This is a genomic window from Streptomyces sp. NPDC006739 (genome assembly GCF_042869815.1).
Classification (GTDB): domain Bacteria; phylum Actinomycetota; class Actinomycetes; order Streptomycetales; family Streptomycetaceae; genus Streptomyces.
The window spans coordinates 20254-42785 of sequence record NZ_JBIAGM010000008.1 but is presented as its reverse complement, the minus strand read 5'-3'; the positions used below and the strand labels follow the sequence as shown (position 1 = coordinate 42785).

The window sequence follows — 22532 nt, the reverse complement described above, 5'->3', positions numbered from 1 at the left end:
CCTTCTCCCCCTGCCCAGTTCCTTTCAACACCGCCTTTCCGCAAGGCCTTTTGGAGACAGACCTTGCGCCTCATACCCCGGTCACCGTGGGCCGCCACCCTCGCCGGAGCCCTGCTGCTCCCCCTCGGCGTCGTGGCCTCCCCGCCCGGAACCGCGTCAGCCGACGGACCGGCCGACCAGATGCGCCGGGCGATCAGGGACACCCCGGCCCGCAACGTGATCCTGCTGATCGGCGACGGCATGGGTGACTCCGAGATCACCCTGGCCCGCGACTACACCCTCGGAGCCGACGGCCGGCTCACCATGGACGGCCTCCCCCTCACCGGCGCCTACACGACCCACTCCGTGACCGTCGACGGGTCGCCGACCTACGTCACGGACTCCGCGGCGGCCGCGTCCGGCTGGGCGACCGGTCGCAAGACGGTGAACGGGAGGGTCTCCAGGACCCCGGACACCAACCAGCCCCTCCCCACGATCCTGGAGCCGGCGAAGCGGGCCGGATACGGGGCACCGGCAGCGTGACCACCGACGAACTGACCGGCGCCACTCCGGCGGCCCTCGTCACCCATGTCACGGACCGCTCCTGCAAGGGCCCCGCCGACATGGCGCTGTGCCCCGCGGACACCGTCGCGGCGGGTGGCGCCGGCTCCATCGCCGAGCAGACCGCGGCGAGCGGGGCCGACATCCTGCTGGGCGGCGGACGGGGCAGGTTCGAGCAGACGGTCCCGGCCGGGCCGTACGCCGGCCGGACGGTCCTGGACCAGGCACGCGGCGCCGGGTACCGCGTGGTGACCGACGCCCGCGGGCTGGCGGCCGCCGACGCTCGTACGCCCGTGCTCGGGCTGTTCTCCTACGGCAGCGCGGCCCCCGAGTGGACCAGCCTGCTCGCCGCGGACGGCGGGACCGAGCCGCAGCGCTGTGTCAAGGCCAACCCGGAGCGGCCCGCCGACGCTCCCACGCTCGCGGAACTCACCACCAAGGCCGTCGAGTTCCTGGACCAGCGCCGGCAGGGCCGCAGGCGCGGCTTCTTCCTCCAGGTGGAGGGCGCGCAGATCGACCGGCGGAGCCATGGCGCCGACCCGTGCGGACAGATCGGCGAAACCCTGGGCTTCGACCGGGCCGTCGCGGTCGCCCGCGCCTACGCCCGCACCCACCCGGACACCCTCGTGGTGGTCACCGGCGACCACGGACACGCCGCGCAGATCCTCCCGCTGGACAGCGAGCCGACCGGGCGGAACACCACGCTGGTCACCGACGAGGGCGCACAGCTGAAGGTCAGTTACTCCACCAGTCCGTCCACGAAGGTCCAGGAGCACTCCGGCACCCAGGTCCGCGTCGCCGCGGAAGGACCGCAGGCGTACCGGGTGCTCGGCACCACCGATCAGACGGACCTGTTCCGGACGATGCGGCTGGCCCTGGGGCTGGGGACGCCGTGAGGTCTGTGGGTCCGCTTCTCAGCGGGCGATGACCGGGGCGGGCCGCTCGCAGGTGCTGGTCACCGGCAAAGCGCGGCCCTGTTCGGCGGCGTCCATGAGGGTGAGCATGACGTCCAGGACGTGCGCGGCGAGTTCGGCCGAGGCGCGGTGCGGGCGCCCGGTGTCGAGGGCCTCGGCGAGGTCGGCAAGCCCCGCGCCACGGCCCGTGTCCGCGTGACCGGCAGACACGGGCAGGACGTCCCAGCCGTTGCCGCGGTGGATCTCGACCGGCCCGTCGAAGTTGTTCGGATCGGGTACGGAGAGCGAGGCATCCGTGCCGTGCACCTCGATGCGGGGCAGGTTCGCGGCCTTGATGTCGAAGCTCATCACCAGCGTCGAAAGGGAGCCGTCCGCGTGCTCCAGGACACCCGTGACGTGGGTGTCGATGTCCACAGGGAAGGACTGTCCGGCCCGCGGGCCACTGCCGATGACCCGCTCGGCACGCGGCCGCGAGGAGGCTCCGGTCACCTTCACCACCGGGCCCAGCAGGTGCACCAGAGCGGATAGGTAGTAGGGGCCCATGTCGAGCAGCGGGCCCCCTCCGGGCTGGTAGTAGAACTCCGGGTCCGGGTGCCACTGCTCGTGCCCTGCGGTCGTCATGAAGGCGGTCGCCGCCACCGGACGACCTATCAGTCCGTCATCGACCGCTTTGCGCGCGGTCTGGGTGCCAGTGCCCAGCACGGTGTCGGGAGCACAGCCCACCCGAAGTCCCGCGTCACGGGCGGCGGCCAGGACGGCATCGGCCTCCTTGCGGTTCATGGCGAGCGGCTTCTCGCCGTAGACGTGCTTGCCGGCGACGAGTGCGGCCAGGGCCACCTCGGCGTGCGCCGCCGGGACCGTCAGATTCAGAACCGCGTCCACCTCGTCTCGGGCGACGAGGTCCGCGACCGAGGCCGCCACCGTGACCTGCGGTCCGACCTGGTCGGCGACGGCTTGCGCACGGGCCCGGTCGAGGTCGGTGACCGCGGTCAGCCGCACCGACGTCAGCTTCTCCAGGGTCGACACATAGGCGCCACTTATTTTGCCCGCCCCCACGATCCCGATGTTCAAAGGCTTCACCAGCTTGCCCACAGCAGTCCCCTCTCGGCCCGCGTCCGCACATGCGGCACGTCGAAGTCGTCCGGCTTGTGCCCAATGGTCGAGACGAAGACGCGTCCCGCGCCATCGGGCCGGCCCCACACCATGACGGCGGGTCGGTCGTGCAGGTCGTCAGCGGAGAACGTGGTCGCCGGCGAGTCCAGCACTGCACGACCAGATCGGTGGCAGCGAGCCGCTCCGCGTCGTCGTACACCGCGAGGTCTTCGGAGATCTCAACGGTGAATGCCGCTCCTTGAGGAACGGGACGAAGCTATCGCTGACCGTCACGCCCTGATGCCCGTTCCAACCACCACGGACGCCTCGGGACCATACGGTGAACGCCAACAGCATGCGGGTGAATTGATGATGCATCCAGTCGCCATCGCTATCCATAGTCGAAGCGCTTCGACTCCTCGACGCTAGACCGTGACCTGGAGACAACACAAGTGAGCCAAGGGTTGTTTTCCAGCCATCTATGGCTGGTCCCAGCGGGTAGGAGTCTCCCGGAGGGCATCGAACCGATGCCAGAACGACAACAAATGGTACATTTAAGGCCCACTCGACTTACGGCGCCATCGCGCACCAACCAGGCCCGTCATGATTGCCGGCGGCTCCAGCGGGAAAAAACGTTGACGCCAGCTGTCTCGTGATCTACTGTCGCCGTGCCGTATTCGATGCGCTTCGACACTTCGACAGTCTCTTTTTCGGCCAACTGCGCCTAAACGCTGTTCATGGCCGGTCAAGCTCCCATCCCGGTGAAGCCGCTTCCTCCCGAATCTGACATCAGGCCAGATCTGCCAACTTATTCTCGATCTACCCCCACTCCTTTCCTCGCCCAATCACTGATGAGAATGAGGGGATTTCTCGTGGCCAGCACATCACCTGTGCACGTGGTCAGTGTTGTAGGGGCCCAGGACGCGACCCTCCTGCCGCACTTCGTCGAGCACTATCGAAGTGTCGGCTTGAACTCCTTTCGCCTGATCTGCCATGCCGAGACCCCTTCAGACGAAGGCTACATTCAATTGCGCGACGCCTGCCGAACGGTCGGTGTAGAGCCCCTGCACTCGCATTTCGGGCCCTGGCGCGACAGGTTGAACCAGAAGCTGAAGGCGTACGCCATGAGCCGTCGGCCTGATGATTGGTATGTCGTGGCGGACGTCGACGAGTTCCATGTCTACAGCCATCCCGTCCATGAACTCCTGGAAAAATGTGAGCGCTCAGGAGCCGACCATGTGAACGGCTGCTTCCTGGACCGGGTCGGTTTCGGCGGCGAACTCCTGGAGGTGGACGCGACACCGCTGTGGAAGCGCTATCCGCTCGCCGGCGCGGTCAGTGCAGGAATCTCCAAGGCGCTCCCGCTCAAGACGGGAATCGCGCGAGGACGGGTCGACCTGTTGGTCGGACATCACGGAACGGTGGCCGGAAGCGGGCTGCCCCGGCCGGAAGGCTTCATCCAGGTCCATCACTTCAAGTGGACCGAATCGGTGGTGCGGCGCATGCGGCACCGGGTGGATTCCCTGAGCCGGGGACGCTGGCCGATGGAGCACTACGCCCTGATCAGGGAGGCGCAGGCCGCCCTGGCGCATCTGGATGCGAACGGCGGACGGATCGACGTCGACGATCCGGAACTGAGAACCGCACCATGCGGCCGTGATTACACCGATCACTCGCTCTGGGACGAGATAGCCGACGAGGCGGAGGGGTGGGCATGGACTCTCACGTACTGATCCACGAGCGGATCGAGCGCGCGGCGGACTCGGGCGTTCTCGACCTGTCCGGGCTGGGTCTGAGCAGTCTTCCGGAGGAGGTTCGCGCTCTGCGTGAGCTGTCCTGGTTGGACATCGCGGACAACCACATCGTCGAGCTGCCGCACTGGTTGGGCGAGCTGGGATCATTGACCTGGCTGGAGGGCGCCGGCAACCAGCTGACCCGGCTGCCTGAGTCAGCCCGCCACCTGGACCGGTTGACCCTCCTGGACCTGAGCGGCAATCAGCTGACCACATTTCCGGAGCAGTTGACCGAGTTGCCGTCCCTGCTCCAGTTGAAACTCGCGGCGAACGAGATCGGTGACCTTCCGGAGGACTCCCTTCGCCTCCCTCGTCTCACCGCACTCGATCTGCACGGCAACCGACTCGGTAAAATCCCCGGCGGTCTGGCAGAAGCCATGGAGCTGACGGTTGTCGACTTCGGCGGTAACGGCTTGTCCGAGGTTCCGGAGAGCTTGCGCGAGCTGTCGCGCCTCTCGGTCGTCCAGCTGGCGGACAACCGCCTGCGTCAGTTGCCCGAGTGGCTCGGTCGACTCGACGATCTGACCACATTGGTCGTCAGCGGAAACGAGTTGCGTGCGTTCCCGGAAGCGCTGTGCAGCCTGAGCAGGCTACGGCGCCTCGACCTCGGAGGCAATCGGATCCCGACACTTCCTGAGCGGCTGGGCTCACTCCACTCACTCACCTGCCTGGATGTCAGCGACAATCTGCTCCGGGACATCCCCGGGTCCCTGCCGACACTGCACGGCCTCACACGACTCGACCTGCGCGGCAACCACCTGCATACGCTCCCGCCGGAGTTCTCCGGGCTGAGGGGTCTCACCTGGCTCGGGCTCAGTTCCAATCCGATGCACAGGCTGCCCGAGTGCCTCCGCGAGCTGAACGACCTTGTGTGGCTGAAGATCGCCCATGCGTCCCTGACCAGCCTGCCCGGATGGCTGGACGGCTTCACGCGGCTGGTCGAGCTGGAGGTTGAGGGCAATCCTTTCGACGTCACCCCGACCCAGGTGGCCGGTCAGCGGCTGGAGGACCTCGCACCCGCACTGTGATTCATCGCTTGCCTCATTCCTTCTATCGGACGGGACAATCCTGTGCCTTTGTCGATTCCTGAACTTGATGGAGACAACCGACACGTCGTGGTGACCGGCGGAGCGGGGTTTCTCGGATCTCACCTCTGCGAGCGGCTTCTGGACCTCGGACACCACGTGACGTGTATCGACAATTTCGTCACAGGCTCCCGGGCCAATCTGGCCCTGTGCCTCGAGAACCCGCGTTTCACGCTGCTCGAGATGGACGTCACGGAGAAGGTCTGGTGTGAGGGCCCGGTCACCGCGGTGGCGCACCTCGCCTGTCCGGCAAGTCCGCAGGACTACCTCCGAATTCCGCTGGAAACGCTGAAGGCGGGGTCTCTCGGCACCCTCAACGCTCTCGCTCTCGCACAGGAGAAGGGAGCGCGACTCCTGTATGCCTCGACGAGCGAGACGTACGGGGATCCGGAGGTTCATCCGCAGTCGGAGGAATACTGGGGCCGGGTGAATCCAACAGGCCCGCGCTCCGTGTACGACGAGGGCAAGCGCTTCGGTGAAGCCGCCACCATGACCTACCTTCGTCACTTCGGCGTGCCGACGTCGATCGTCCGCATCTTCAACACCTACGGCCCTCGGATGCGCGCGGACGACGGCCGGGCTGTCCCGGCCTTCGTCTCACAGGCCCTGAGGGGGGAGCGCCTCACGATCAACGGCACGGGCGGACAGACACGGTCCTTCTGCTACGTGGACGACCTGATCGCCGGCCTCGTGCTCACCCTCGAATCGGAGCACCCGGGCCCCATCAACCTGGGGAACCCGGCGGAGGTCACCATCCTGGAACTCGCCTGCACCATAGCGGAGTTGACAGGGGCGGCTGCCGAAGTGACCTACTGCCCGGCCATGCAGGACGACCCGGTCCGGCGCAGGCCGGACATCTCCCTGGCCGGCGAACTGCTCGGCTGGTCACCGACGGTGTCGTTGGAGGAAGGGCTCCGCCGGACGATCGAATGGTTCCGCACCGCCACCCCTTCGGCGGTTGCCGAGGCATCCCCGTGCACTGCTGAGCGCGACGGGCCCGGCGTCGCGGGCACCAGGGACGCCGCCGAACACGGGGTGCCGGCATGAGGTCGACGAACAGGCCACTGGGCGTTGGTCTGCTGGCCGCCGGTCCCGTCACCCAGGCTGTGCACCTGCCGACGCTGGCCACCCTGGCCGAGCGTTTCCAGGTCACGCACGTCATGGGAGTCACCCCGGACGTCGTGGCCACGGTCGCGGCCCGGGTGGGGGCACGGCACAGCAGCACGGTGGAGGAGTTGCTGGCCGACGACAGCGTGGACGTAGTGGCGGTGTGCAGCCCGAACTCACTCCACGCCGAGCATGTGGTCGCGGCGCTGTCGGCCGGGAAGAGGGGCGTCCTGTGTGAGAAGCCGCTGGCCACGAGCAGAGATGAGGTCGAACGGATCGCCAGGGCCGCTTCGGCGAGCGGCGTCCCTCTTGTGGTGGGCGCGATGCACGCGTACGACCCGGCGTGGACGGCTGCCAAGGAGTCGTGGGGTGATCTGCCCGACCGGACCCAGTTGGTGCGCTCCCGGGTGTACCTGCCGCCCAACGAGGAATTCGTCGACCTGGCCACTGACCTGGCCACGGGAAGCCCTCCACTCGTGAGTCCGCCCACGTCCTCACAGCAGCGGCCGCCGTCCGCTGTCGATCTGCTGCGGGGCTGCGTCCTGGGTCTGGCCACACATGTCGTCCCGCAGTTGCGGCACTTCATGCCCGGTCGGGCCCGAGTGGTCTCCGCCGACCTACTGGAGCCGTTCGGCTACCGGCTGGTGCTCGCAGAAGAAGGAGACCGGGACGGTCGTACCGCCGAACTGTTCGCCCTGCTGCCTGGAGCCTGGGAGCAGGACTGGACGTTCGAGGCGTGGGCTCCGGGTACCCGGCTCCGAGTGGACTACCCTCCGCCGTACGTCTTGGCCGGATCCGCTACGGTGACCCTCACCGACACGAAGGGCAGCGTCTGCGGCTGGCAGTTTCCCCACAACGGTTACCAGGCCGAATGGTTGCACCTCGCCGATGTGGTGGAGGGGAGGACCGAACCCATGAGGGACATGCCCACGGTCCTCGATGACATGCTGTACGCCCTTGACATGGCTGACGACGCCACAGACCTCTTGGAGGCGGCGTCATGACCCCTGTCTCCGTCTCCTTCGACGGCCCGGTCACTGCCGCACGGCACGCACCCGTCCTCGCAAGCCTGCCTGACCACTTCCGTGTGGTGCGGTCCGACGCCGACATCCTCGTCGTCGACGGAACGGTCCCGGGTTGGCCGTCCTCGTGCACGGGGGCTCGTGCGGTCCTGGTCGACCGCCCTCGTCCTGACGACGACGATCTCCCTCGTGGCGTCGAGCTCTATGCCGACACCGGATTCGCGGACGCACCGACATGGGCCGCCGCTGTCCCCCGCCTCCAGGACTCCCTGGACAGTGCCGCATCCCTGATCGAGTCGATCGTCGCCGTGTCGCATCCCGACGAACTCGCCGACGGCCTTCTGACCCAGCTCGTCATGGCCCGCTCCCTGCTCGGCAACGTCGCCGTGGAGCCTGTGACGGTCGCTCTCGGCCGGGGTTACGTCGTCACGGGAAAAGGGGCGAGTGGTGCGATCCTCTCCCTCTCCGGCACCGTCGGACCGGCCGGCCTCACCCTCACCACGGCGTCTCCCAAGGAGCGCTGGCACATTGACATGCCGGCCCACGACTCGGCTCGCCCCGCCGGCATCGCCCGCTTCGACGCCACGGGGACCCACACCGGCCGCCCTCGCTTCGAATCTCCCCGCCGCGCCCTGTGGCGTGGGATCCACGCAGCCAGGCCCGGCACCACGACCCTGTCGACGGACCTCGCTACTGTCGCCCGCGTGCTGAGGTAGCGTCCGCTCTAGGTCCTGTCGTCACATTCCCGTCGTCCGCCCGGAGGCCGGACAGGAGTGAACGGGCGGCGTGGAGGCCGGATCGCACCGCACCTTCGAGATGGCCGTAGAAGGCGGGGCTCCGCTCGGTTCCGGCCCATCGGATCCGTTCGTCGACGGGCCGGCCGGTGAACGCCATCGGGCCCGTCTCAGCCCACCAGCCACGTGGGGGTACGGCCGCGTAGCAGCCCTCCACGAACGGCTGGGACCGCCAGTCCGTCTCCACATACTCCAGGGGCCGATCAGCCGCCGCTCCGAACCATCGGCTCAGGCTGCTGAGCACGTCTGCGCGGCGCTGTGCGGGCGGTCGTGCGGCGTAGACCGCCGCGCAGGAACCGGTGAGGAAGGCGACGAGAACTCCCAGACAGGATCTGGCGGGCGAGCGTCGACTCCGTGATCCTCGCGTGCGCGGCGGAGCTCCTGGGGAAAGCGTCCGGTCAGCAGAGCTGCGGGTTTCTCATGCTCACCCACAACCGGTTCGCCGAGGAAACCGACTCCTGCTCCGGCACCTTGGTGCAGAGCTTCCCCCTGTGCGTCGAAGTGGCCACCGGCTCACTGGAGGAGCACGTCCGTCGCACTCACTTCGCCGCGCTGAAGTCCGCTCTGTCATGCGAGGGCAACCCGGACGACATCACGGCAATGCTGCGGGTCGTCTTTGACGACGGAGGTGACGGAGCGGACCTCTCGTGTGCCGCATGCGCATGCTCCTGCGCAACCGTCGCTTCCTCTGCCTGTGCTGCGCCTACGGCACCTACCTGCTCGCGTACAACCAGCTCTACCTCGCCCTGCCGGAGGAGGTGCAGCGCGCGACCGGCTCCCAGGCAGCCCTGTCCTGGCTGTTCGCCCCGTCCTCACCGCTGGTCGTCTGCGCCCAACCGCCCCTCACGCGCTGGGCAGGTGACCGGCTCGGTCTGCGCCGCTCGATGATGGGCGGGCTGCTGCTCATCGCGGCCGGCTTCGCTGTCGTGGCCGCCGCCCTGCCCGCCGGCTGGACGGGTCGGGCGGGGCTGTTGCCCGCCGCCGGGTACGTCGTCCTGCTCACCCTCGGCCAGATGCTGGTCGTTCCCGCTGCCCGCGCGTGGGTGCCCGACCTCGCCGAGGACGGCCGCATCGGCCTCTGCACCGGCGCGCTGTCCTCGGTCTCGGGTCTGATCGTTCTCGTAGGCAGTTCGGGCACCGGCTCCCTGCCCGGCCTGGGCCTGCCACCTGCCGTGCCCTGGCTGATCCTCGCCGCAGTGCCGGCCCTGGCGGTGGCGCTGTTGCCGAGCTGCTCGGAACGGTGGGCGAATGCGGGAGGGGCTCACTGACGACATTGGCCCTTGCCCGCACACACCTTTCTGCGGCCTTGGTCGCTGCTGCGACGTCGAACTACTCGTGGCCGGTCGTCCTGCGGAGCCACTGCGCGCACAGGGAGGTCCACGTGCCGGCGGGCGTCATGTCCTCGGCCAGTCCCACGCCGTGTCCGCCGGTGGGGAATACGTGCAGTTCGACCGGGACCTGCAGGGAGGCCAGGCGCTGGGTCAGGGACAGGGAGTGGTCGACCCCGACGGTGTCGTCGTCCGTGCAGTGCCAGATGAAGGTCGGGGGGGTCTGCGGGACGGCGATCAGCTCGATGGAGAGCGCGCGGCGCTGTTCCGGGGTCGAGCCGGGGCCGAGGAGCGGGTCGCTGTCCGGTTCGCCGACTGCGGCGGGACCGAAGTTGTGCCATGACGTCGCCGGGTAGCAGAGCACCGCGAACGCGGGCCGCTCGTCGTCGGCCGTGTCCGGGCCGGCGGCGAGGTGGGCGGCGAGGTGGCCGCCCGCGGAGAAGCCGAGGACCCCGATGCGCGACGGGTCGACCCCCAGCCCCGGCGCCTGCGAGCGGGCCTCGCGCATCGCCGCCCGTGCCGAGTCCAGCGGCGCGGGGTGAAAGTCCTGTGGCCCTACCGGGTACTCCAGCACCCAGGCGGCGAATCCGAGCCGGTTCAGCCACTGCGCGACGGGCTTCCCCTCGTGCGGGGCGAGGAAGGTGTAGCCGCCGCCCGGCATGACGATCGCCGCGGGCGCGCCCGCAGCCGAGCGCGGCACCTCCGCCTGGAGTGGGTGGAACGTCAGCGCTGCCGCGCCACTATTCATCATCCGCAAGTCTGCCATCTGTTGCTCCATCTGCCGAGAAGGGGCTTTCTTCGTTCGAACCGCCGCGGTCCTGAAGGAAGTGCGGGCCGCACGGATGCACGTCCCGGCACCTGCGCAAGTCAGCGCAACGCGTGTGCGACGGCGGCTCCTTCGCGTACGAAGACGGGTATGCGCTCCAGTGGGGCGTCGGCGTCGGGTGCCGTTCCACCCTCCAGCACGTGTGTGGTGGCCGGGTCGTACCAGCGGGCGCCGGCGGGCAGGTAGACCCGGCGGGTGCGCGCGCCCGGCTCGTACACCGGTGCCACCAGCACGTCGGGGCCGAGCAGGAACTGGTCGTCCACGTCCCAGGCGCGTTCGTCCTCGGGGAAGTCGAAGAAAAGCGGGCGCATCGGCGGTGCGCCGGTGCGGTGCGCGTCCTGGGACAGCGTGTTCAGGTACGGGCGCAGGCGTTCGCGCAGCAGCAGGTGGTCCCGGAGGATGCCGTACGCCTGCTCCCCGTAGGACCAGACCTCGTTCGGTCCGCCGGTCATGTCGGTGGAGAAGGTCGGGTGGTTGGGCACCCGGTCCCCGTGCAGCCGCATGACGGGGCCGAAGGTGCCGTACTGGAACCAGCGGATCAGCAGCTCGCGGTAGGCGGGGTCGTCGGGGTCGCCGCCGAAGAAGCCGCCGATGTCGGTGTTCCACCAGGGGACGCCGCTCATCGCGACGTTCAGTCCGGCTCTGATCTGCCGCGCGAGGGAGTCGAAGGTAGTGGGGACGTCGCCGGACCACAGTGCGGCGCCGTACTTCTGGCTGCCCGCCCATGCGGACCGGACGAGGGACAACGGCCGGTCCTCGCCGACCGCGCGCAGGCCGTCGGCGACGGTTCGGGTGTGCAGGAGCGGGTAGAGGTTCGCGGCCTCGGCGGCCGGACCGGCGGCGTAGACGGCACGGTCGGCGACATCCCGGGACAGGTCGGGTTCGCAGGCGTCCAGCCAGAAGCAGGCCACGCCCGCCGAAAGGTAGTTGTCGCTCAGTCGTCGCCACAGCGCGGCGCGCGCGTGGGAGTTGGTCGCGTCGTAGTACGCCATCCGGCGCATCGGCTCCTCGGCGCTACGGGAGGGCCAGTGGTAGGTGAGCAGGCCGCCGTCGCCGTCCCGTACGAGGCAACCGGCCGAGCGCAGCTCGTCGAAGGTGTCACTGCCCGGCTCGACGGTGGGCCATACCGAGACCGCGAGCTTCACCCCGAGGCCGGAGAGCTCTGCCACCATCGCGGCGGGATCGGGCCACTCGCTTGCTTCAAAACGCCAGTCGCCCATCGCGGGCCAGTGGAAGAAGTCGCAGACGATGACGGACAGCGGCAGTCCGCGTTCCTTGTACTGCCGTGCCACGGCCAGGAGTTCGTCCTGGGTACGGTAGCGCAGTTTGGACTGCCAGAAACCGGACGCCCACTCGGGCAGGAGCGGCGGACGTCCGGTGGCCAGGGTGTAGGCGTCCAGGATCTGGGCCGGAGTGTCACCGGCGGTGATCCAGTAGTCGACCCGCCCGCCGGCGTCGGCGACCCACCGGGTGGTGTCGGTGCCCAGTTCGGCACGGCCGGTGGCGGGGTTGTTCCACAGCAGTCCGTAGCCGCGCGAGGAGTGCAGGAAGGGGATGGCGGCCACCGTGTTGCCCTGGACGAGGTCGATCACACAGCCCTTCTGGTCCAGGAGCCCGTGCAGATGCTGCCCGAGGCCGTGCAGCCGCTCGCCGGCGTAGGCCTCGAAGTGCTGTTCCGTCCGGCCGCCGGCCGCATGGACGCGGGGGCCGGGATGATGGGGGTACGGGGACTTGTCGGCGAGGAGTTCACGGCCCGAGGCGGCGTGCAGGAACCTCAGCCGGCCGTCCGGCAGGGCCTCGACAGCGAGGCGACCGTTGACCAGGCGGGCAGAGCCGTCTTCCGCGACGGACACGTCGACGCGGGGGGGGAGGGCGGGGGGATCTCCAGCGCGCCGGGAGCGGAAGGGGCGACTGTCCCGGACGAGGCCCGGACCCGGACCGCGTGCGGCCCCCAGGGTTCGACACGGAGGATCTCTTCGGCGGTGTGACGTTCCAGGCCATCCGCGCTGATGCTGTAGGGCAAGGCGATTCCTCTTGTTCTTCCGACGCCCGGCCTCGTGTGGGAGCACACGGGGCCGGGGTCGGTCGATCGGTGGTCAGGAGACGGTGCCGGTGACCGTGTCGCCGGACCTGGTCACGTGGTACGTGACGGAGGCCCCGCTCCAGAAGTCGAACTTCAGGGTGACGGTGGAGCCGTCGGTGAGGGTCTTGAGATAGTCGGAGGTCAGCCGGATCGCGCCGTGCGGGTAGTCCGGCGTGAAGTGGGTGTTGAACTCCTGGTACGGGGTCCAGGAGTAGGGGCCGGCGTTGCTGCCGTCCGCGTACCGGGACTCCATGGTGGCCAGCACGTCGCCCTTGAACTGGGTGGGGATGGTCAGCGAGCTGATCGTGCCGGTCGCGTCGGACTGCACCGGCAGGTCGTTGCTGATCACGTGGAACGTCCACGGCACGCCCCGGGAGAACCGCGCCTGGAAGGTGGCGTTCTCGCCGTTCGCCCGGTCGCCGCCCAGCCGGGTGAGCAGCGAGGGGGTCAGCGTGAGCTGGTCACCGGACACCGCGTAGTCCACGCCGGGACGCAGCCGGGTGTGTCCCTGCCACAGGCCCCGGAAGGACAGGCCGTTGAGGTTGAGGGTGACGGTGTGCGCGGCGACCGGCGCGGACTTCGGCAGGAACACCTGGTCGGTGGACGCGGTACCGGAGCGGGTGTGCCAGCTCGCCCTGATCAGCGCGGTCAGCTCGGGGTCGCGCCACTGGAGGGTGTTGCGGTTGAGGAAGGAGCCGGCGTCCCACAACGAGGTGGTGATGCCGTTGATCCGCGCCTCGTAGCCCAGCTGCTCGAAGTACTTGAACGCCTCGCCCCGCTCGATCTGGTCGGGCTTGGTGAAGTCCGGGTAGGACAGCGTGCCGTACTCGCCCAGGTACACCGGGATGCCCTTGGCCACGAAGACGTCGTGCACCGCGGTGAAGTCGTCGATCAGGTCCTGCTGGGTCTGCTGGTTGTAGGTGGTGAAGCCGCCGTTGTTCACGCTGAACGGCCAGAAGCTGTAGTAGTGCACCGTCGCCCCGAGGTTCGGGTCGTGCAGCTTGGTGATCGTCGTGTACAGCTCGCTCATCTTCTGCGGGGTCGGGCTGGTGTTCTGGTCGGGCAGCAGCAGCACACGGGTGGCGTTGCGGCCGCCGGACTTCCGGACGATCGTGTGGAACGAGGTGTTCAGCTCGTCCATCGCCCGGGTCTTCTGCGCATCGGTGGCGTTGTCGCTGAACTGCGGCTCGTTGACGCTCTCGAACAGCAGCTTGCGCGGCTCGTCCTTGAACGCGGCCGCGATCTGCTGCCAGGTCGAGTCGAACCGGGCGAGCACCGCGTCGTGGTCGGCGGTGGTGATGTTCTTGATCCACTGCCAGGAGTCGTGGTGCACGTTCAGGTCCACGTACAGGCCGTCCGAGATGGCCCAGTCCACGACCTGCTTGACCCGCGCCATGTACGTCGGGTCGATCGTGTACGGCGCGGTGGTGGCCTGGGCGTTGCTCCAGGTCACCGGGATCCGCACACTGCGGTACCCGGCCGCCCGGACGGTGTCGAACACCGTCTTGGTGGTCAGCGGGTTGCCCCACGCCGTCTCGTTCGGGATGGCGTCCAGGGTGTTGCCCAGGTTCCAGCTCGGCTGCATCGCCGCCACCACGGCCCGCGCGCCGGTGCGGGCGTCCGCGTCCACGGTGGTGCTCGCGGTGGTGTTCGCGACGGGGTTCGTGGCGGTGTCGGCCAGGGCCGAGGCGCTGGGTACACCAACCGCGGTGATCAGGACCAGGGGCAGGCTCACCAGCAGCCACAGCCGCCGGCCGGCTCTCCCCGGACGGGGTCTTCCGGTCATGTTCGGTGCCTCTCGATCGTCGGGATTTCCTCGTGCACGCGGTTGCCGTGCACAGGTTGGGCGGACGGGTGCGGCGCTCAGGAGACGCGGCCGGTGACCGTCGTGCCGGGGGGAGTCTCGTGTCACGACTCCTGGGTGAGCGGCTGGTAGTCGAACCAGTCGACGTGGACGGTGCCGGTCGCGGCGTAGACGCCGATGACGCGACCGGTGAAGCCGCCGGCCACCTCGGTGGACAGGTAGCGGCCGTCCAGTGCGGCCAGCGCGGTGACCGTGCCGTCCGGCTCCTCGAATCCGAGCGTGACGAGGTCGGGGCCGCTGCCCGGGTAGTCCGGCGCCGGGGTCGTGACGTCCACCCGCAGCACCACCGGTCCGGCCGGCGAGGGTCGGGACGCGACCACGCTGCGCACCGAGCCGAGGCGGGCGACCACGCGCACCTCGCCGCCGGCGACCTCCACCTCGTAGTGGTGCTGCTCGTCCAATCGCACCGCCAGGCCGCCGGCGCCCTCGGTCGCGTCGACCAGGGCGCTGGCCCGGCACACGTGGTGCTGCTGGCGGCGGCCGACGAACACCACGTCCCGGTCGTCGAGCGACGCGCCCCGGGCCCGCAGGCTCAGCCACCCGGGGCGTTCGCCGGTGGTGATCAGCTCGGCCGGGCGGTCGCGCAGCGAGATCCACTGCGGGGCGAGCCGCTCGTCGTCGAAGTCGTCGCGCACCGGCACCGGGGGCGCGGGGTAAAGCGGCCATTTCGGGACGGTCAGCTCCAGGTCGGGCGAGCCGACCACCGGCCAGCCCTCCTCGTTCCAGATGACCGGGGCGAGGTAGGTCTCACGGCCGAGTACGTGCCAGCCGGGGGTGCCGCCGTTCGGGCGGACGCCGAGCAGTACCAGCCACCAGGAGCTGTCCGGTCCCTGTACGAGGTCGGCGTGGCCGGTGTTCTGCACCGGGTGCTCACGGCCGCGGTGGGTGAGGATCGGATTGTGCGGGCACGGCTCGAAGGGCCCGTTCGGGGACGTGCCACGGGCGATGGAAACGGCGTGCGCACGCTCGGTGCCGCCCTCGGCGATCATCAGGTACCAGTGCTCGCCGATGTGGTAGAGGTGCGGGGCCTCGGGGTAGCGGGCGCCGGGGGTGCCGGACCAGACGTCCTTGGGTTCGCCGGTCACCTTGCCGGTGGTCGGGTCGAGCCGGACCTGCTGAACGCCGGCGCAGGTGCACCAGCAGGTGCCGTCCTCGTCCCAGGCGAGGTCCGGGTCGATGCGGGGCACGTCCGGCAGGCGGACGGGGTCGGACCACGGGCCGGCCGGGTCGGTGGCGGTGACCAGCAGGTTCCCGTAGCCGCTGACGTTGGTGACGATCAGGTGGAACACTCCGTCGTGGTGCCGGAGGGTGGGCGCGTAGACGCCGGCGGAGGACGGCGAGTCCAGTGGCAGGGCCAGTTGCTCGGGCCGGTCCAGCGCGTTGCCGATCTGCGTCCAGTTGACCAGGTCGCGGCTGTGGAAGACCGGCACGCCCGGGAAGTACTCGAAGCTGGAGCAGGCGAGGTAGTAGTCGTCGCCGACCCGGCACACCGTGGGGTCGGGGTGGAACCCGGGGATGATCGGATTGCTGACGGCGGCGGTCGCCTGGTGCTGGTCGGGCACACTCGTTCCTCTCCAGGGCAGCTGGCCCTGTTCAGGTCGTCGTTCGACGGGAGGGGCGGTCCGGCGAGGCGCCGGGCCGCCCGATGCGGCTCAGCCGACAGGTGTCAGCCGAACGCCCACTGCTGGTTGTTCTGGTTCGAGCCGCAGGTCCAGAGCTGCACCTTGGTGCCGTTCGCGGTGCCGAACCCGTTCACGTCCAGGCACAGCCCCGTCAGCACGTTGGTGACCGTGCCGTTGGAGTTGACGTTCCACTGCTGGTTGGCGCCGCCGTTGCACGGCCAGATCACGGCGGCGGTGCCGTTCGTCGTGCCGCTGCCGTAGTCGTCCAGGCACATCGGGGTGGAGGTGTTGGCGTAGAGGCGGTACTCCTTGGCCGAGGTGCGCGTCAGGGTCTGGGCCGTACCGCCGTTGCAGTCCCAGATCTGGGCCTGCGTCCCGGCGGTGGTGCTGCCGTTGTTGATGTCCAGGCACTTGCCCGAGCCGACCGCGTGCAGCGAGCCGGTGCCGCCGCCGGTGCCGCCACCGCTGCTCGGGTGCATCTGCACCACGACCACCGAGTACGCGGGGACGGTCTGGGTGGTGGCGGAGCCGCTGGTGGACGACGTGATCGAGGTGCCGTTCTTCAGGTAGGTGTACACCGTCGGGGCGGCCGAGGACGGTGTGAACCCGTTGTAGGACAGGGACACCGTGGTGCTGTTGTTCGGGTCCTTGTTGATCAGCATCACGTTCACGTCGCCGTTGCCGCGGTGCACCGCGTGCGCGGAGATCAGCGGGGTGGAGCCGCTGGTCTTGATCAGCGAGTCGCCGGACTGGGCCAGCTTGCTGACCATGGAGATGCCGTAGTAGGGCGCGAACGGGGTGTTCAACGGCGGCTCGCAGGACGGGCCGCTGGCCAGCACGCCCCCTTCGTCGTAGTCGGTGGCACCGTCCACCGTGGTCACATGGGAGCAGTCGGTGCCGTTGTGCATGGCCCAGTAGTCGACGGTGAACGCGCCGTTCTCCGCCCAGGTCAGCATCTGGTCCGGGGCGAACAAGCCGTTCGGGGCCGTGTCCTTGTACTTGTCGACGTTCGTCTCGGTGATGGCGATGTTCACGTTCGGCGCGTTGCTGCCGGCGTACTGGTTGATCAGCGACCGCACCGTGCCCGCCATCTTCGGCACGTCGGTCTGCGGCTTGGTCAGCAGGTCGGCTTCGCTGGTGCTGGTCGGGTAGTCGTGCACGATCACGAAGTCGATCTTCGGACCGGCGATCGACAGGACCGTGTGGTTCCAGTCCTGGGTGTCACCGGGGCCGACGATGCCGTCCGGCCAGCTCCCGGGTGTGGTGAGCACCGCCCCGATCTTGACGCTGGGGTCGACCGCCTTCATCGCCGAGATGAACTGCACGAGGTTGGTGGCGTAGGTGGTGGCGCTGTGGCTGGAGTGCTTGTCCGTCTCCCACTGCGCGCCGTACTCGCCATTGCCGGGGATCTCGTTGCCGATCTCCCAGTACTTGACGCCGTAGCCCTTGGTGATGTTGGCGTACCGCACCCAGTCGGCGGCCTCCTGCGGGGTGCCCGACCCGTAGTCCGCGGTGATGATCGGCTGCGCGTGCGCGGCCCGGACGGTGCCCATGAACGAGTCGAAGTCGGTGTTCGGGGCGACGACTCCGCCGTCGGCGGTGTTGGTCTGCCAGTGGTAGATGTCGGCGTAGCTGCCGCCCGGGTAGCGCATCATCCCGACACCGGCCTTGCTGAGCAGTCCGGGGATGTCCGAGCGGTTCATGTTGGCGTCGTAGACCTGGGTGTTCAGGCCGGGGGTGGTGGACGAGTAGTTCGCCAGCCAGTGGGTGGTGTCGACCGTCACCGTGGCCGAGGTGGTGGCGGTGGCTGCGATGGCTTCCGGAGCGGCGGCGGTGAGCGCGCCGACGGACAGGGCGGCGGCGGTGAGCGTCAGAGCGGCGGCTGGGGCGAGCAGGCGATCACGCGCTGCTCGGAGGAACCGTTTCACGAAACCCTCCATCGGGTCGTGGTTCGGGCAGGGACGTGGTGGTGCTCCCGCCTGCGGAACGGCGGGCTTCCAGCCGTACGCCCGGGCACGGCAGGCAGGGGTGGGGTGGAGCCCTCATCGCACCGTGGGGCGGCCCCGTGGGGTGGGCGCGGGTCAGCTCAGGCGGAGCAGGACGGCCGACGGGGCCGTGGGCAGGGTCAGCGTGAGTTCCGCCGTACCGGGGTTCCAGGCGGTGGTGACGCTGGTTTCGGCGGGGAAGACCGGTGTCGCGACCGCCGGGGTGTCCCGCAGGTGCGGCAGGCGCAGGGTGGTGGTCGGGTCGGCGCCGGGGCGGCGCCACGCGGTCAGGTAGGTGGTGTCCGGGGTGCGCAGGGCCAGCGCCACCCAGGGGTCGTCCCAGGCCGGCAGGCCCAGCGGCCACACCGGCAGCGCGTCCGGCAGGTCGGCGCGCAGGTCGCGGTAGACCGCCACCGCCTGGTGCACCAGGGCGCGTGCCTCCGGCCCCAGGCCGGCCAGCTCTCCGGACAGGTGGATCCGCCCGAGCAGCGCGCTCACCAGCGTGAACGCCACCTCGTCCGGGGTGTCGTCGGGTTGCGGGTAGGCCCACACGGCGCCCTGCTCGGGGGTGACGACGGTCGGCGCGGCGGCTGCGATCGGCGCGTAGAGCTGCAGGTTCTGCTGGTCGCTGGTGGACAGCAGTTGCATACGGGACAGCAACGCGTGGTCCGCGCGCATGCCGCCGGACGCGCAGTCCTCCAGCACCAGGTGCGGGTGCCGGTCCAGCACGCCGTCCAGCCAGGCCAGGTGCGCCCGGTGGTGGCCGAGCGCCCCGGCGGCCGGAACCTCGGCGGGGTGGCCGCAGGTCCCGGTGCCGGCGTCGATGTTGTGGTCCAGCTTCAGGTAGCCGACGCCCCAGTCGCCGACCAGTCGGTCCACCACGGTGTCCAGGTGGGCGCGGGCGGCCGGGTGCCGGAGGTCGAGCTGGTACCGCCCGGTCTCCACCACCCGCACGCCGTCGCGGCGGAAGAACGCCTCGTCCGGCAGCGTGGCGGCGATCGGGCTGCGCACCCCGACCACCTCAGGCTCCAGCCACAGGCCGGGCACCATGCCGCGCTCGCGGATCCGGTCCAGCACCTCGTGGATGCCGCGCGGACCGGGGAACCGGGTGGTGGACGCCTCCCACTCGCCGACGCTGTCCCACCAGCCGGCGCTGTCGTCGTACCAGCCGGCGTCGATCACGAAGTACTCCGCGCCGGCGTCCGCGGCGGCGTCCACCAGCGGCAGCAGCTTCTCGGTGGTCGGGTCGCCCATCAGGCAGTTCATGTAGTCGTTGAAGACCACCGGGAGGTTCTCGTGGTCCGGGTGCGGGCGGCGGCTCGCGCGGCGGTAGCGGGTCAGCGCGCCGAACGCGTCGTCCAGCCGGTCGCCGAACGCCACCGACACCGGCACCGCGCGGAACTCGCCGCCTGGTTCCAGCGGGTGCCGCCAGCCGTGGTCGCCGTCCGTGGGGCCGGACAGCGCCAGGTAGGCGGTGTCGTGCCGGTCGCCGCAGTCCCAGCGCCAGCCGCCGCCGTTGTGCTCGACCTGCCACACCCAGGCGCGGCCGGACGCGCGGTCGGACAGCGCGCCCATCGGCAGGTGGCCGCAGCTGGACCAGGTGCCCTGCCCGGCCCGCGCGAACGAGCCCTTGCCGTACCCGTACCGGACCCGCCCGCTGAGTTGGGGCAGCGCAGCCCGCAGCGGCCGGCGCTGCCAGCGGAACTCGGCGAGCCAGTCGTTGTCGGCCCACCACACGTCGGCGGTGTCCAGGTCGATGTCGGTGATGCCGCCGAGGGCCAGCGAGGTCACCGATTCGAGGTGCAGGGTGCCGCCGCCCTCGTTGCGCAGCGTCACTTCGGCGCGCAGGGCCGGCACGCCGTCCGGGGACCGGTACACCACCTCGGCGACCAGTCCGGTGTCCGGGTCGTGCAGCGCGACGGTGAGCACATGCCACCCGCCCTCGCGGGTGACGTGGTGCGCGCGGTGCCGCAGCCGCGCGCCGAGAGTGCTGTCCACCAGGCGGTGGCTGGACCAGAACCGGCCGTGGCCGGTGGCGATGACCTCGACCAGCGGCAGCGCGCCGTCCCGGGCCGGGTCGGTGGGCGCGCCCAGGTCGAGTCGGGTGGTGCCGTCGGCGGCGATGCGCAGGTCGAGCCGCAACGCGTCGTGGCCCCAGCTGAGGGTCTGCTGGGTCGGCGTGGCGGTCACAGCGCCACCTCCGCACCGGCATCCGCGGCGTCGCGGACAGGCGGCCGCTCCCGCACGTGCGGGTTCTCGCGCGGGATCGGGTACGCCTCCTCGCCGTACGACCGGACCTCGTTGTCCAGGCCGGTCATCGCCGGCTCGGGCGTCCGCTCGGGGCAGCGCAAGCTGTGCGGGGACATACGGGGCTTCTCCTCAAGTCTGGGGCCGGGAAGGCTTGCTGCCGCGGGCGCGCTCGACCGGCACCGCGCGGATGCGGTGGGCCGCGTTCGGGCCGGTGCCGGTGTTACCGCGGCGCGGAGCCGGTGCTCTGTCGGCCCCTGCCACGCGGCCGGGTCGGGCGCACGGGGCCGCTTCCGGTCCGCGGGGTGGTACGGCGGCCGATCACGTCAGCCTTTGATCGCGCCGGTCAGCACGCCGGTGCGGAAGTGCTTCTGGACGAACGGGTAGACGATCAGGAGCGGGACCAGGGTCAGCACCACGACCGCCATCTGCAGGGACAGCGGCGCGGTCCGGGCGTGGGCGCTGCCGAAGCCGGCGTTGACCGAGCCGGGCAGGCCGACGCCTCGGTTGACGTAGGTGAGCAGGACGTACTGCAGCGGCCACTTCTGGCTGTCGGTGGGCATGTAGAGCATCACGTTGAAGAAGGCGTTCCAGTAGCCCACCGCGTAGAAGAGGGCGACCACGGCGGTCACGGCGCGCGAGGTGGGCAGGACGACGGACCACAGGATCCGCCAGTCGCCCGCGCCGTCGAGCCGGGCCGCGTCGATGAGCTCGCCGGAGGTCTCGGAGTAGAAGGCGCGCAGGACCAGGATGTTGAACACCGAGACCGCGCTGGGCAGGATCAGTGCCCAGTACTTGCCGTAGCCGCCGAGGTCGGTGACGACCAGGAAGGTGGGGATCAGGCCGCCGTTGACGAACATCGTGACGATCAGCAGCAACAGCAGGAAGCGGTGCGCGAAGGAGCGGGGCCGGGACAGGCCGTAGGCGCACATGACCGACCCGGCCATCGAGACCGCGGTGCCGATCAAGGTGATGCCCAGGCTCACCAGCAGCGAGGTCCGCACGGTCGGGTCGAGGAGCATCTCGCGGTACGGCTCCACGGTCAGGCCGTCCGGCCAGATCACCAGGCCTCCGGCCCGGTTGATCGCCCCGGGAGTGGACAAGCTGGTCACCAAGATGATCCAGATGGGGACCAACACCACCGCGACGACCCCGGTCAGGGTCAGTCCCTTGACGGTCCGTCCGACGACGGTGGGCGGTTCCTCCCACGGCGGGCGCGCCGATCCGGCCCTGCTGCCGCGGGCCTGAGCCGCCGCTCCGGCGCGGGTGGGGCTGATGGTGAGGATGTTGGTCATGAGCGGTACAACCCGTCTTCGCCGAAGGCGTGCGCCAGCTTGTTGGCACCCCAGATGAGCAGCAGTGAGATCACGCTCTTGAACAGCCCGGCAGCCGCTCCGTAGCTGTAGTTGTTGGTGGCGATGCCGTAGTAGAAGGAGAAGGTGTCCAGCACGTCCGCGGACGAGTGGCCCACCGCGTCACGCTGGATCAGGAACTGCTCGAAGCCCACCGACAGCGCGTTGCCCAGCCGCAGGACCAGCATCAGCACGATCACTCCGCGCATGCCTGGCAGGGTGATGTGCCACATCCGCCGCCAGCGACCCGCGCCGTCGGCCGCGGCGGCCTCGTACAGCTCCCTGTTGATGCCGGCCAGTGCGGCCAGGAAGACGATGATCCCCCAGCCGGCCTCCTTCCACACCGCCTGGCCGGTGACCAGCAGGGCGAAGGTGTGCGGGTTGGTCATGATGTCCCATGTGCTCATGCCGTGCGAGCGCAGGTACTGGTTGAGCAGGCCCGCGCCGCCGAGCATCTGCTGGAAGACGGTGATCGTGAGCACCCACGAGAAGAAGTGAGGCAGGTAGACCACGGACTGGATGAAATTGCGCACCCGCGTGCTGAGCACCGTGTTCAGCAGCAGGGCCAGCACGACGGGGATCGGGAAGAACAGGATCAGCTGGACGAAGCTGAGGTAGATCGTGTTCTTCAGCGAGTCCCAGAACTGCGGGTCGTGGAACAGCTGGCGGAACTGGTCGAATCCCACCCACTGGCTGTGCCGGACTCCGATCAGCGGGTCGTAGTCCTGGAACGCGGTGGCCAGGCCGAACAGCGGCGCGTAGTTGAAGACCAGCAGCAGCGCGATCGAGGGCACGGTCATCAGGAGCAGCGTCTTGTCGCGCCGTATCCTCATCCGCCAGTTCAGCCGCACAGTGCGTCCCGTGTCATGCGGCTGCTG

Annotated in this window: 18 protein-coding genes and 2 pseudogenes; 8 read left to right on the top strand and 12 right to left on the bottom strand. The window is 69.7% G+C overall.

Going from position 1 to position 22532, the window contains the following annotated elements; translation table 11 throughout:
* Positions 1–63: 63 nt before the first annotated feature.
* Together ACFYMM_RS17915 and ACFYMM_RS17910 are read left to right on the top strand one after the other, a co-directional pair.
* Positions 64–522 carry an alkaline phosphatase gene (locus ACFYMM_RS17915; protein WP_388387426.1) on the top strand — a complete coding sequence of 153 codons (459 nt, stop codon included), beginning with the start codon at positions 64–66 and terminating at the stop codon, positions 520–522.
* Positions 519–1436 (top strand): alkaline phosphatase, encoded by a 918-nt coding sequence (locus tag ACFYMM_RS17910; protein ID WP_388387424.1) that lies wholly within the window; start codon positions 519–521, stop codon positions 1434–1436. Before ACFYMM_RS17915 ends, ACFYMM_RS17910 begins: the two co-directional genes overlap by 4 nt.
* Positions 1437–1454: 18 nt before the next feature.
* Here ACFYMM_RS17910 and ACFYMM_RS17905 read toward each other — a convergent pair whose 3' ends face one another.
* Together ACFYMM_RS17905 and ACFYMM_RS17900 are read right to left on the bottom strand one after the other, a co-directional pair.
* On the bottom strand, positions 1455–2546 hold the full coding sequence (locus ACFYMM_RS17905; RefSeq protein WP_388387422.1) for a Gfo/Idh/MocA family protein: 1092 nt from the start codon (positions 2544–2546) through the stop codon (positions 1455–1457).
* Positions 2531–2719 carry a hypothetical protein gene (locus ACFYMM_RS17900; protein ID WP_388387420.1) on the bottom strand — a complete coding sequence of 63 codons (189 nt, stop codon included), beginning with the start codon at positions 2717–2719 and terminating at the stop codon, positions 2531–2533. Before ACFYMM_RS17900 ends, ACFYMM_RS17905 begins: the two co-directional genes overlap by 16 nt.
* Positions 2720–3418: 699 nt before the next feature.
* Here ACFYMM_RS17900 and ACFYMM_RS17895 point away from each other — a divergent pair.
* The 5 genes from ACFYMM_RS17895 to ACFYMM_RS17875 all read left to right on the top strand — a co-directional run bounded on the left by ACFYMM_RS17895 (position 3419) and on the right by ACFYMM_RS17875 (position 8269).
* Positions 3419–4279, top strand: coding sequence for a glycosyltransferase family 2 protein (locus tag ACFYMM_RS17895; protein WP_388387418.1), 861 nt, complete (start codon positions 3419–3421; stop codon positions 4277–4279).
* On the top strand, positions 4261–5367 hold the full coding sequence (locus ACFYMM_RS17890; protein WP_388387416.1) for a leucine-rich repeat domain-containing protein: 1107 nt from the start codon (positions 4261–4263) through the stop codon (positions 5365–5367). The genes ACFYMM_RS17895 and ACFYMM_RS17890 overlap by 19 nt, the downstream gene beginning before the upstream one ends.
* Before the next feature lie 90 nt (positions 5368–5457).
* Positions 5458–6471 carry a UDP-glucuronic acid decarboxylase family protein gene (locus ACFYMM_RS17885; protein WP_388387880.1) on the top strand — a complete coding sequence of 338 codons (1014 nt, stop codon included), beginning with the start codon at positions 5458–5460 and terminating at the stop codon, positions 6469–6471.
* Positions 6468–7535, top strand: a complete 1068-nt coding sequence (locus tag ACFYMM_RS17880) for a Gfo/Idh/MocA family protein (RefSeq protein ID WP_388387414.1) — start codon at positions 6468–6470, stop codon at positions 7533–7535. The genes ACFYMM_RS17885 and ACFYMM_RS17880 overlap by 4 nt, the downstream gene beginning before the upstream one ends.
* Positions 7532–8269, top strand: coding sequence for a hypothetical protein (locus ACFYMM_RS17875; protein ID WP_388387412.1), 738 nt, complete (start codon positions 7532–7534; stop codon positions 8267–8269). The genes ACFYMM_RS17880 and ACFYMM_RS17875 overlap by 4 nt, the downstream gene beginning before the upstream one ends.
* Here ACFYMM_RS17875 and ACFYMM_RS17870 read toward each other — a convergent pair.
* Positions 8244–8672 carry an FAD-dependent oxidoreductase gene (locus ACFYMM_RS17870; protein ID WP_388387878.1) on the bottom strand — a complete coding sequence of 143 codons (429 nt, stop codon included), beginning with the start codon at positions 8670–8672 and terminating at the stop codon, positions 8244–8246. The genes ACFYMM_RS17875 and ACFYMM_RS17870 overlap by 26 nt on opposite strands.
* Positions 8673–9006: 334 nt before the next feature.
* Between ACFYMM_RS17870 and ACFYMM_RS17865 the strand changes: the two are divergent.
* Positions 9007–9615 (top strand): annotated as a pseudogene (locus tag ACFYMM_RS17865) (MFS transporter); the annotation flags it as partial.
* Positions 9616–9676: 61 nt separating this feature from the next.
* Here the strand turns inward: ACFYMM_RS17865 and ACFYMM_RS17860 are convergent.
* The 9 genes and pseudogenes from ACFYMM_RS17860 to ACFYMM_RS17820 all read right to left on the bottom strand — a co-directional run bounded on the left by ACFYMM_RS17860 (position 9677) and on the right by ACFYMM_RS17820 (position 22487).
* Complete coding sequence (locus ACFYMM_RS17860) at positions 9677–10441, bottom strand: alpha/beta hydrolase (protein ID WP_388387410.1); 765 nt, start codon at positions 10439–10441, stop codon at positions 9677–9679.
* A gap of 101 nt (positions 10442–10542) precedes the next feature.
* A pseudogene (locus ACFYMM_RS17855) lies at positions 10543–12524 on the bottom strand (TIM-barrel domain-containing protein).
* Between the two features lie 73 nt (positions 12525–12597).
* Positions 12598–14370, bottom strand: a complete 1773-nt coding sequence (locus ACFYMM_RS17850; protein WP_388387409.1) for a cellulase family glycosylhydrolase — start codon at positions 14368–14370, stop codon at positions 12598–12600.
* Positions 14371–14492: 122 nt separating this feature from the next.
* Positions 14493–16010 carry a glycoside hydrolase family 43 protein gene (locus ACFYMM_RS17845; RefSeq protein ID WP_388387407.1) on the bottom strand — a complete coding sequence of 506 codons (1518 nt, stop codon included), beginning with the start codon at positions 16008–16010 and terminating at the stop codon, positions 14493–14495.
* A 104-nt stretch (positions 16011–16114) separates the two neighbouring features.
* Positions 16115–17998, bottom strand: coding sequence for an RICIN domain-containing protein (locus ACFYMM_RS17840; RefSeq protein WP_388387405.1), 1884 nt, complete (start codon positions 17996–17998; stop codon positions 16115–16117).
* Positions 17999–18151: 153 nt separating this feature from the next.
* The gene (locus ACFYMM_RS17835; protein WP_388387403.1) at positions 18152–20245 is read right to left on the bottom strand and encodes an alpha-galactosidase; all 2094 of its coding nucleotides are present in this window, start codon (positions 20243–20245) and stop codon (positions 18152–18154) included.
* Positions 20242–20421 (bottom strand): hypothetical protein, encoded by a 180-nt coding sequence (locus ACFYMM_RS17830; RefSeq protein WP_388387401.1) that lies wholly within the window; start codon positions 20419–20421, stop codon positions 20242–20244. The genes ACFYMM_RS17835 and ACFYMM_RS17830 overlap by 4 nt, the downstream gene beginning before the upstream one ends.
* Positions 20422–20628: 207 nt before the next feature.
* Positions 20629–21597 (bottom strand): carbohydrate ABC transporter permease, encoded by a 969-nt coding sequence (locus ACFYMM_RS17825; RefSeq protein ID WP_388387399.1) that lies wholly within the window; start codon positions 21595–21597, stop codon positions 20629–20631.
* A complete protein-coding gene (locus ACFYMM_RS17820) occupies positions 21594–22487 on the bottom strand; it encodes an ABC transporter permease (RefSeq protein ID WP_388387397.1) in 894 nt (297 codons plus the stop codon). Before ACFYMM_RS17820 ends, ACFYMM_RS17825 begins: the two co-directional genes overlap by 4 nt.
* Positions 22488–22532: the final 45 nt, after the last annotated feature.